This is a genomic window from Streptomyces sp. NPDC051636, assembly GCF_044453765.1.
In the GTDB taxonomy this organism is placed as follows: Bacteria; Actinomycetota; Actinomycetes; order Streptomycetales; family Streptomycetaceae; genus Streptomyces.
This window is the reverse complement of the sequence record NZ_JBITDA010000064.1, coordinates 1-9701: the sequence shown is the minus strand read 5'-3', so window position 1 is coordinate 9701 and position 9701 is coordinate 1. Positions and strand designations below refer to the sequence as shown.

Here is a 9701-nt window from a genome sequence, read left to right as displayed (position 1 = left end):
AGCTTCCTGCGGCCCTGAGCCACCGTCCGGGTCTTGCGGATCTCGAACATCGCACCCCTTGAGCTGGGGTGTTGCGACGATCGCTAGAACTCAAGGAACGTTCCGGGGGCCTTCACCGTCGTACGGACGCCTACGCCTGCGGCAACCGCTCCAGTTGCGCAGCGATCCGCGCGATGTCCTCGTCCGCCTTGGCGAGCCGCGTGCGGATCTTCTCCACCACGTTCTCCGGTGCCTTCGCGAGGAACGCCTCGTTGCCCAGCTTGGCCGTGGCCTGGGCCTTCTCCTTCTCCGCGGCGGCCAGATCCTTGGCCAGCCGCTTTCGCTCCGCCGCCACGTCGATCGTGCCGGACAGGTCCAGCGCGACCTCCGCCCCGGCCACCGGCAGGGTCGCCGTGGCCGTGAAGCCCTCGCCCTCCGGCTGGAGGCGCAGCAGCTGGCGGATGGCGGGCTCGTGGGGCGCCAGGGCCGTCCCGTCGAGGGTGAGGCGGGCCGGGACCCGCTGGCCCGGCTGGAGCCCCTGGTCGGCGCGGAAGCGGCGGACCTCGGTGATGACGGACTGGAGCGTCGCGATCTCCCGCTCGGCGTCGGCGTCCCGGAAGCCACTGTCCGCGGGCCACTCGGCGATGACGACCGACTCGCCACCGGTGAGGGTGGTCCACAGGGTCTCCGTGACGAACGGGACCACCGGGTGCAGCAGCCTCAGCGTGACGTCGAGGACCTCGCCGAGGACGCGCTTGCTGACCTCGGCCGCCTCGCCGCCCGCCTGGAAGGTGGTCTTGGACAGCTCGACGTACCAGTCGAAGACCTCGTCCCACGCGAAGTGGAAGAGGGCGTCGGACAGCTTGGCGAACTGGAAGTCGTCGTAGTACGCGTCGACTTCGGCGACGACGGAGCCCAGGCGGGACAGGATCCACCGGTCCGTCGCCGACATCCTCGACGCGTCCGGCAGCGGCCCGTCCACCGTCGCGCCGTTCATCAGCGCGAAGCGCGTGGCGTTCCAGATCTTGTTGGCGAAGTTACGGGAGCCCTGAACCCAGTCCTCACCGATCGGGACGTCGACGCCGGGGTTGGCGCCACGGGCCAGCGTGAAGCGCAGGGCATCGCTGCCGTACTTGTCCATCCAGTCCAGCGGGTTGACCGCGTTGCCGAAGGACTTCGACATCTTCTTGCCGAACTGGTCGCGGACCATGCCGTGCAGGGCGATGGTGTGGAACGGCGGGGTGCCGTCCATCGCGTACAGGCCGAACATCATCATCCGGGCGACCCAGAAGAAGAGGATGTCGTAGCCGGTGACCAGGACGGAGTTCGGGTAGAACTTCGCGAGGCTCTCGGTCTGTTCGGGCCAGCCGAGCGTGGAGAACGGCCACAGGCCGGAGGAGAACCAGGTGTCGAGGACGTCGGTGTCCTGGTGCCAGCCCTCACCGCTCGGCGGCTCCTCGTCCGGACCGACGCAGACGACCTCGCCGTCCGGGCCGTACCAGACGGGAATCCGGTGACCCCACCACAACTGCCGGGAGATGCACCAGTCGTGGAGGTTGTCGACCCAGTCGAAGTACCGCTTCTCCATCTCCTGCGGATGGATCCTGACGCGCCCGTCGCGGACGGCGTCACCGGCCGCCTTCGCCAGGGGACCGACCTTGACCCACCACTGCATGGACAGGCGCGGCTCGATGGTGGTCTTGCAGCGCGAGCAGTGGCCGACGCTGTGGACGTACGGCCGCTTCTCGGCGACGATCCGGCCCTCGGCGCGCAGCGCGGCGACGATGGCGGAGCGGGCCTCGAGCCGGTCCAGGCCCTGGAAGGGGCCGTGGGCGGTGATGACGGCGTGCTCGTCCATGATCGTGATGGACGGCAGGTCGTGCCGCTGCCCGATCTCGAAGTCGTTCGGGTCGTGGGCCGGGGTGACCTTGACGGCGCCGGTGCCGAACTCGGGGTCGACGTGCTCGTCGGCGACGACCGGAATGGACCTGCCCGTCAGCGGCAGCCTGATGAGCTTGCCGACCAGGTGCCTGTACCGCTCGTCCTCCGGGTGAACGGCGACGGCGGTGTCACCGAGCATGGTCTCGGCGCGGGTGGTGGCGACGACGATGGAGTCGTCCCCCTCCCCGTACTTCATCGAGACGAGCTCACCATCGTCGTCCTGGTACTCGACCTCGATGTCCGAGATGGCGGTGAGACAGCGCGGGCACCAGTTGATGATGCGCTCGGCGCGGTAGATCAGCTCGTCGTCGTAGAGCCGCTTGAAGATGGTCTGGACGGCCTGCGAGAGCCCCTCGTCCATGGTGAAGCGTTCACGCGACCAGGCGACACCGTCACCCAGGCGCCGCATCTGCCCGCTGATCTGCCCGCCCGACTCGGCCTTCCACTGCCAGACACGCTCGACGAAGGCCTCCCGTCCCAGGTCGTGCCGGGACTTGCCTTCCTTCCCGAGCTCCCGCTCGACGACGTTCTGCGTCGCGATACCGGCGTGGTCCATGCCGGGCTGCCACAGCGTCTCGTACCCCTGCATGCGCTTGCGCCGGGTGAGGGCGTCGATGAGCGTGTGCTCGAACGCGTGCCCGAGGTGGAGCGAGCCGGTGACGTTGGGCGGCGGGATGACGATGGTGTACGGAGGCTTGTCGCTCTTCGCGTCGGCCTCGAAGTAACCGCGCTCTACCCAGCGCTCGTACAGCGGCCCCTCTACGTCGGCCGGCGCGTACTGGGTCGGCAGTTCGGTGTCGGGCGCTGGTGGCTGCTGCTGAGCGTTCTCGGTCACGGGGTCAGTTTAGAGGTGTCACGGGGCCGTCCCGAAACGCGTTTGTTCTGTAACGGTGCGGCCCCCGGTGCCGTGTGCTCCAGGTGCCTGCGCCAGGATGTCAGGTACGCATAAGCATCTGGAGGGGAACCCAGTAATGAGCAGCAACCAGCCGGGCCCGTACGGCGGGCAGCCCCAGCAGCCCGGACCGTACGGGCAGCCGGGCCCCTACGGCCAGCAGCCGCAGGCCCCCCAGCCCGGCTACGGCTACCCCCAGCAGACGCCGCCGGCCCAGCCGCAGCCCGGGTACGGCCACCCGCAGCAGGGCGTGCCCCCGCAGCCGAACCCGTACGGCCAGCCCACGGCTCCCTACGGCCAGCCCGGGTACGCCGTCCCGCAGCCCCCGGCTCCGGGTGGCGGCAAGAAGAAGACAGGCTTGATCATCGGGGCGGTGGCCGTGGTGGCGGCGGTCGCGGTGGGTGCCTTCTTCGTCGTCGGCAAGGGGAGCGGCAGCTCGGACATCGCCGATGACGGTCCGCACAAGCTGACCACTCCGGCGGTGGTGCTCACCGAGTACAAGAAGAGCGACGACGCCGGTGGTCCGATGTCGGAGGACGACCTCAAGGACGCCGAGTCGTGGGGGGTGAAGGACGCCAAGGATGTCAGCGCGTCCTACGCGGTCAAGGACGAGGACAACCCGCTCGGTGGAAAGATGATCACCTTCGGCGGCGTTTACGGCACCATCGACGACCCGGAGAAGGCTGTCGACGGCCTCTTCGCCTTCACCAAGAAGGACGCCAAGGACGACGACGTCACCTTCGAAGGCAGCCCGCAGGAGTACAAGCCCAGCTCTCTGGACGGCGCGGTTCTCAAGTGCCAGGGCGCCAGCGCCAAGAACACCGACAGCGGGTCATCGGGCATGGCCAAGACCATGAAGTTCACGTTCTGCGTCTGGGGCGACCACAGTACGCTCGGCTTCGTGATGCCCATGGAGTACTCGGACATCGTCGCCGGGAAGGCCACCGACCCGGCGAAGGCGGCCGAGATGACGGCCAAGCTCCGCAAGGAAGTGCGCGTCAAGATCTGACAGTTGCCGGACCTGCCGACGGGGCGTGTCATCAAAACGATGAGACGCCCCGTCAGTCATTCCGCGCACCCGGGCCTCACGCGCGGCGGCAGGCGGCGAAAGCGGTGTCGGCGTCCACGTGAAGGACGAGGAGGCCCCCTTGACACAACGGATACGGAGCGCCACCGACATGTCCGTAGCCGCACGCCTCCCGCACCTTCGGGCCGGCAAAGTATCCATGGCTGACCACGTAGTCGCAGCAGTCACTCTGCGTGGCGCTCGCCGGTGAGGCCACGAGGACCGGCAGGGCCCCTGCCGCCACGACGACACCGGCCGCGGCCGCCCTGCGCTTCGCCCTCTGGGAAGTCGTTCGGAGTCCTCCCGGAAACAGGATGGACTCCGGTTACCGCCGGAAGGATGACTCGATCCGGTCGTCCCTGGCCTGACACGCCGACGGGCAGGCACCCAACGCAGGGTGCCTGCCCGTCGGCGCTGAGATGCTCAGGCCGTCTTCTGCTCCCCGGACCCCCGCCCCCGCGCGTCCCGCGGGATCAGCGTCGGGTTGACGTTGGAGTGGACGACGTCCGCCGTGACGACGACGCGGGCCACGTCCTTGCGGGACGGGACCTCGTACATCACGGACATGAGGACTTCCTCCATGATGGCGCGCAGGCCTCGCGCGCCGGTCTGGCGGAGGATGGCCTGGTCGGCGATGGCCTCCAGGGCCTCGCGCTCGAAGTCCAGTTCCACGCCGTCGAGTTCGAAGAGGCGCTGGTACTGCTTCACGAGGGCGTTGCGGGGCTCCACCAGGATCTTGAGCAGGGCCTCGCGGTCGAGGTTGTGCACCGAGGTGATGACCGGGAGGCGGCCGATGAACTCGGGGATCATGCCGAATTTGACCAGGTCCTCCGGCATGATGTCCTCGAAGACGTCCTTGGCGTCCAGCTCCCGCTTGGAGAGGATCGTCGCGCCGAAACCGATGCCCTTCGCACCCGCACGCGCCTCGATGATCTTCTCCAGGCCCGAGAAGGCGCCGCCCACGATGAACAGGACGTTCGTCGTGTCGATCTGGATGAACTCCTGGTGGGGGTGCTTGCGGCCGCCCTGCGGCGGGACGGAGGCCGTGGTGCCCTCGAGGATCTTCAGGAGGGCCTGCTGTACGCCCTCGCCCGAGACATCCCGGGTGATCGACGGATTTTCACTCTTTCGGGCTACTTTGTCGATCTCGTCGATGTAGATGATCCCGGTCTCGGCCTTCTTGACGTCGTAGTCCGCCGCCTGGATCAGTTTCAGGAGGATGTTCTCGACGTCCTCGCCGACGTACCCCGCCTCCGTGAGCGCCGTCGCGTCGGCGATCGCGAACGGGACGTTCAGCATGCGGGCCAGGGTCTGGGCGAGGAGCGTCTTGCCCGAGCCCGTGGGGCCCAGCAGGAGGATGTTGGACTTCGCCAACTCGATGGCGTCGTCGCGGCCTTGGGCGCCGCCGTTCTCACCCGCCTGGACCCGCTTGTAGTGGTTGTACACCGCGACCGAGAGCGCCTTCTTGGCGGCCTCTTGTCCGACTACGTAGCCCTCGAGGAACTCGTAGATCTCGCGGGGCTTCGGAAGCTCCTCCCAGCGCACTTCGCTCGTCTCGGCGAGCTCCTCCTCGATGATCTCGTTGCAGAGATCGATGCACTCGTCGCAGATGTACACACCGGGCCCTGCGATGAGCTTCTTGACCTGCTTCTGGCTCTTGCCGCAGAACGAGCACTTGAGCAGATCGCCGCCGTCACCGATGCGTGCCACGGTGTGCTTCCCCTTCGCCTGGGAGACGCCTGGACACTTACGAGTCCAGCGGCTCCTGGTGCTGCCTTATGTCCGACGGTACCTTGCCGGGCCCCCCGTTCGGGCCCCCCTTGGCACGGTTCACTTTGACGTGCACCGTTCCAAGGGCGGCAGAGAACCCCGCTCCGCGTCAGCGGATCTCGGCGTTGTTCATCTTCCGGGTGGAGATGATCTGGTCCACGATGCCGTACTCCAGCGCCTCTTCGGCCGTGAGGATCTTGTCGCGCTCGATGTCCTCACGGACCTTCTCGAGCGGCCGGTTGGAGTGCTTGGCCAGCATGTTCTCCAGCTGCTCACGCATCCGGGTGAACTCGTTGGCGATGATCTCCAGGTCGGAGAGCTGCCCGCGGCCGGTGGAGCCGGCCGGCTGGTGGATGAGCACACGGGAGTTCGGCAGCGCCATGCGCTTGCCGGGTGTACCGGCGGCGAGCAGGATGGCCGCGGCGGAGGCCGCCTGGCCCATGCACACCGTCTGGATGTCCGGCTTCACGAACTGCATGGTGTCGTAGATCGCCGTGAGGGCGGTCATGTCACCGCCGGGGCTGTTGATGTAGATCGAGATGTCCCGGTCGGGGTCCATCGACTCCAGGCACAGCAGCTGCGCCATGACGTCGTTGGCGGAGGCGTCGTCGATCTGGACGCCGAGGAAGATCACGCGCTCCTCGAAGAGCTTCGCGTACGGGTCGTACTCGCGGATGCCCTGGGAGGTGCGCTCGACGAAGCGCGGGATGACGTAGCGGCTCTCGGGCCGGGGCCCTTCGTACTGGCCGCTGGCGGCGCCGGGGAAGTTGCTCATGTGCGTGTTCACCGTCCTGGTGGCGTTCTGGGGGCTGGGGTCTCGGCGGTGCGTGGCGTGGCCGGGCCGGTCAGGCACCGGTGCCGCCGCCTCCCGGAACACCCGAGGCGTGCGTGATGATCTCGTCAATGAGACCGTACTCCTTGGCCTCTTCCGGGGTGAACCAGCGGTCGCGGTCACCGTCGCGAATGATCGTCTCCACCGTCTGGCCGGAGTGGAACGCGGTCAGCTCGGACATGCGCTTCTTGGTGCGCATCAGGTACTCGGCCTGGATCTTGATGTCCGAGACCGTGCCGCCGAGGCCCGCGGAGCCCTGGTGCATCATGATGTCGGCGTGGGGCAGCGCGAAGCGCTTGCCCGCGGTGCCGCCGGTGAGCAGGAACTGGCCCATCGAGGCGGCCATGCCCATGGCGATGGTGACCACGTCGTTCGGGATGTACTGCATCGTGTCGTAGATCGCCATGCCGGCCGTCACCGAACCGCCGGGGCTGTTGATGTAGAGGTAGATGTCCTTGTCCGGGTCGGCGGCAAGGAGCAGCAGCTGTGCGGTGATCTTGTTGGCGATGTCGTCGTCAACCTGCTGGCCGAGGAAGATGATCCGCTCGTTGAGCAGCCGGTTGTAGACCTGGTCGCCGAGGCCACCACCGATGGAAGGCTCGCCGGCGGCGGAGGGCATCAGATTCGTCACGTATCCACCTGCTCGTCTTACGACGGCTTCCGTGCCGTCTCACGTGTTCCCTGCGGGGTCCTGCCGGGGCTTCAGGGGACTCCCCTGCCCCCGTACTCATGGACCCTAACGCGCGGGTCCCCTCGGGGAATCCCGGAGATGGGAGTGTTCGCGGGGGGCGTAGCGCCGTCGGGGCTCCCGGTGCGCTCGCGAGTGCGGGCGCATGGTGGCTTGTCGCGCAGTTCCCCGTGCCCCTGGGCAGGACGACGGGCCCCGGGCTGCAATGGCGCCCGGGGCCCGTCATACACGCGTCAGAGGGACGTGAGGGTCAGCCCTCGGTCTTCTCCTCGGAGGCCTCGGCAGGGGTCTCCTCGGCGGAGGCCTCGGCGGTCTCGGTCTCGTCCTCGTCGTCCAGGTCGACGATCTCGCCGTTGGTGTCCTTGACCGTGGCCTTCTCGACCACGACGGCCAGGGCCTTGCCGCGGGCGACCTCGCCGACGAGGAGAGGCACCTGGCCGCCCTCGACGACGGCCTGGGCGAACTGGTCGGGGGACATGCCGGAGGAGGCCGCACGCCGCATGAGGTGCTCGGTGAGCTCCTCCTGGTTGACGTTGAGCTTCTCCTGCTTGACCAGCTCGTCGAGGACGAACTGGGTCTTGATGCCCTTGACCGCGGCCTCGCGGGTCTCGGTCTCGAACTCCTCGGCGGTCTTGCCCTGGAGCTCCAGGTACTTGTCGAGGGTGAGGCCCATCTGGCCGAGCTGGTGGTGCTCGAGGTTGTGCTTGCGGGTGTTGATCTCGTCCTCGAGGAGCTTCTCGGGGACGGGCACCTCGACGAGCTCCAGCAGCTTGTCCAGGACGCGCTCCTGGGCCTGCGTGGCCTGGTCGTACTGCTTCATGCCGGCCAGGCGCTTGCGGCTGTCGGCCTTGAGCTCCTCGAGCGTGTCGAACTCGGAGGCGAGCTGCGCGAAGTCGTCGTCCAGCTCGGGCAGTTCGCGGGCGGCGACCTGGGTGACCTTGACGGTGACCTCGGCCTCCTTGCCCGCGGCGGAGCCGCCCTTCAGCTCGGAGGTGAAGGTGGTCTCCTCGCCGGCGGACAGGCCCTTCACGGCGTCGTCGATGCCGTCCAGCAGCTCACCGGAGCCGATCGTGTAGGAGACGCCCTCGGCGACCCCGTCCTCGAGGACCTCGCCGTCGACCTTGGCCTGGAGGTCGAGGGTGACCACGTCACCGTCCTCGGCGGCGCGCTCGACCGGGGAGGTGGAGGCGAAGCGCTCGCGGAGCTGCTCGACCGACTTCTCGACGTCCTCGTCGCTGACCTCGACGGCGTCGACCTCGACCTCGATGCCGGAGTAGTCCGGGATCTCGAGGGCCGGGCGGACGTCGACCTCGGCGGTGAAGTTCAGCGTCTCGCCGTCCTTCAGCTCGGTGATGTCGACCTCGGGCTGGCCCAGCGGGCTGAGCTCGGCCTCGTTGACCGCCTCGGTGTAGAACTTCGGCAGCGCGTCGTTGACGGCCTCCTCCAGCACCGCACCGCGGCCGAACCGCTGGTCGATGACACGGGCCGGGATCTTGCCCTTGCGGAAGCCCTTCACCGTGACCTGCTGGTTGATCTTCTTGTACGCCGCGTCGAGGCTGTCCTTGAGCTCCTCGAAGGGCACCTCGACAGTGAGCCGAACCCGGGTCGGGTTCAGGGTCTCCACGGCGCTCTTCACGGTTCGGTCTCCTTGTGGCTGACTTCTTGGTTTTCGCCGGAGCCAGACAGGTCCGGCGGACTTCGCCGCCCGGAGGAGTTCGTAGGCCGAGTGGGCCGGGACACACGGGCGCGCAGCTTGCATAGTAACCGCAGCCGCTCAGCGCCCCAAAAGGCGATCATCACGTGACGTGAGCCGGTGGTCGGGGTGGCGGGATTTGAACCCACGGCCTTCCGCTCCCAAAGCGGACGCGCTACCAAGCTGCGCCACACCCCGTCTGGTGCGACACGTAGGGTACATGCCCGGGCCGGATGCGTCGGCCGCTTTGTCCGCGGCCATTCCCGCAGACCGATCTCGTTGGCCTACGTGACGTGCGACCCGCTACGATGCCTCCTGTGCCGCGGTCCTCGGACCTGCGGCGCCGCGCGTGCGGGCGTAGCTCAATGGTAGAGCCCTAGTCTTCCAAACTAGCTACGCGGGTTCGATTCCCGTCGCCCGCTCTGTACGGCTCAGGGCCAGGTGAGAGGATGATTCCTCCGCCTGGCCCTGAGTATTTCCGGGAGCCCTGATCAGTCCGCCGTGTCACCCGCGTCCCCTCGGGCCGGCGACGCCGCTTGAGAGGCAAAGCCGAGCAGACGCGGCCCCTGGCGTCCAGGTCGTTCGTACAGTGGCGCGCTCCACCTGGACGCCAGGGACCACGCCTCCACGGTGTGTGGGTCGACGGCAGACGGGATGGGAGCTGGGTTGAGTGGTGGGTTGAGGTAAGACACCCCGCGTGGCCATGCCGTCGAGAGGGGGGAACGGTTGCAGGGAAATCGGGTTCGCTAAGACGTCGTTTCTGATGGTGTGATCGCTCGTTGAGCCGTGCATGACGGATCTGGTGGAGCGGTTGGTGCCGGACGAGTTGTGGACGCTGTT

The 9701-nt window shown here is 67.8% G+C and carries 6 protein-coding genes and 2 tRNA genes; 2 read left to right on the top strand and 6 right to left on the bottom strand.

Annotated elements, in window-relative coordinates:
* Window positions 1-130 precede the first annotated feature (130 nt).
* Window positions 131-2755, bottom strand: coding sequence for a valine--tRNA ligase (locus ACIBBH_RS41875; protein ID WP_399414166.1), 2625 nt, complete (start codon window positions 2753-2755; stop codon window positions 131-133).
* A 136-nt stretch (window positions 2756-2891) separates the two neighbouring features.
* Here ACIBBH_RS41875 and ACIBBH_RS41870 point away from each other — a divergent pair, with 136 nt between their 5' ends.
* The gene (locus ACIBBH_RS41870; protein ID WP_399414163.1) at window positions 2892-3821 is read left to right on the top strand and encodes a hypothetical protein; all 930 of its coding nucleotides are present in this window, start codon (window positions 2892-2894) and stop codon (window positions 3819-3821) included.
* 480 nt (window positions 3822-4301) lie between these two features.
* Here ACIBBH_RS41870 and clpX read toward each other — a convergent pair whose 3' ends face one another.
* From clpX to ACIBBH_RS41845, 5 genes are all read right to left on the bottom strand, one after another.
* Window positions 4302-5588 carry an ATP-dependent Clp protease ATP-binding subunit ClpX gene (gene clpX, locus ACIBBH_RS41865; RefSeq protein WP_399414161.1) on the bottom strand — a complete coding sequence of 429 codons (1287 nt, stop codon included), beginning with the start codon at window positions 5586-5588 and terminating at the stop codon, window positions 4302-4304.
* A 169-nt stretch (window positions 5589-5757) separates the two neighbouring features.
* Complete coding sequence (locus tag ACIBBH_RS41860; protein ID WP_399414159.1) at window positions 5758-6423, bottom strand: ATP-dependent Clp protease proteolytic subunit; 666 nt, start codon at window positions 6421-6423, stop codon at window positions 5758-5760.
* Window positions 6424-6493: 70 nt separating this feature from the next.
* Window positions 6494-7099, bottom strand: coding sequence for an ATP-dependent Clp protease proteolytic subunit (locus ACIBBH_RS41855; protein ID WP_399414168.1), 606 nt, complete (start codon window positions 7097-7099; stop codon window positions 6494-6496).
* A 319-nt stretch (window positions 7100-7418) separates the two neighbouring features.
* Window positions 7419-8804: a trigger factor gene (gene tig / locus ACIBBH_RS41850; RefSeq protein ID WP_399414157.1), complete on the bottom strand. Its 1386-nt coding sequence runs from the start codon at window positions 8802-8804 to the stop codon at window positions 7419-7421.
* 178 nt (window positions 8805-8982) lie between these two features.
* Window positions 8983-9059, bottom strand: a tRNA-Pro gene (locus ACIBBH_RS41845).
* Window positions 9060-9212: 153 nt separating this feature from the next.
* On the opposite strand from ACIBBH_RS41845, the gene ACIBBH_RS41840 reads away from it, so the two are divergent.
* A tRNA-Gly gene (locus ACIBBH_RS41840) sits at window positions 9213-9283 on the top strand.
* The last annotated feature ends 418 nt before the right edge of the window (window positions 9284-9701 follow it).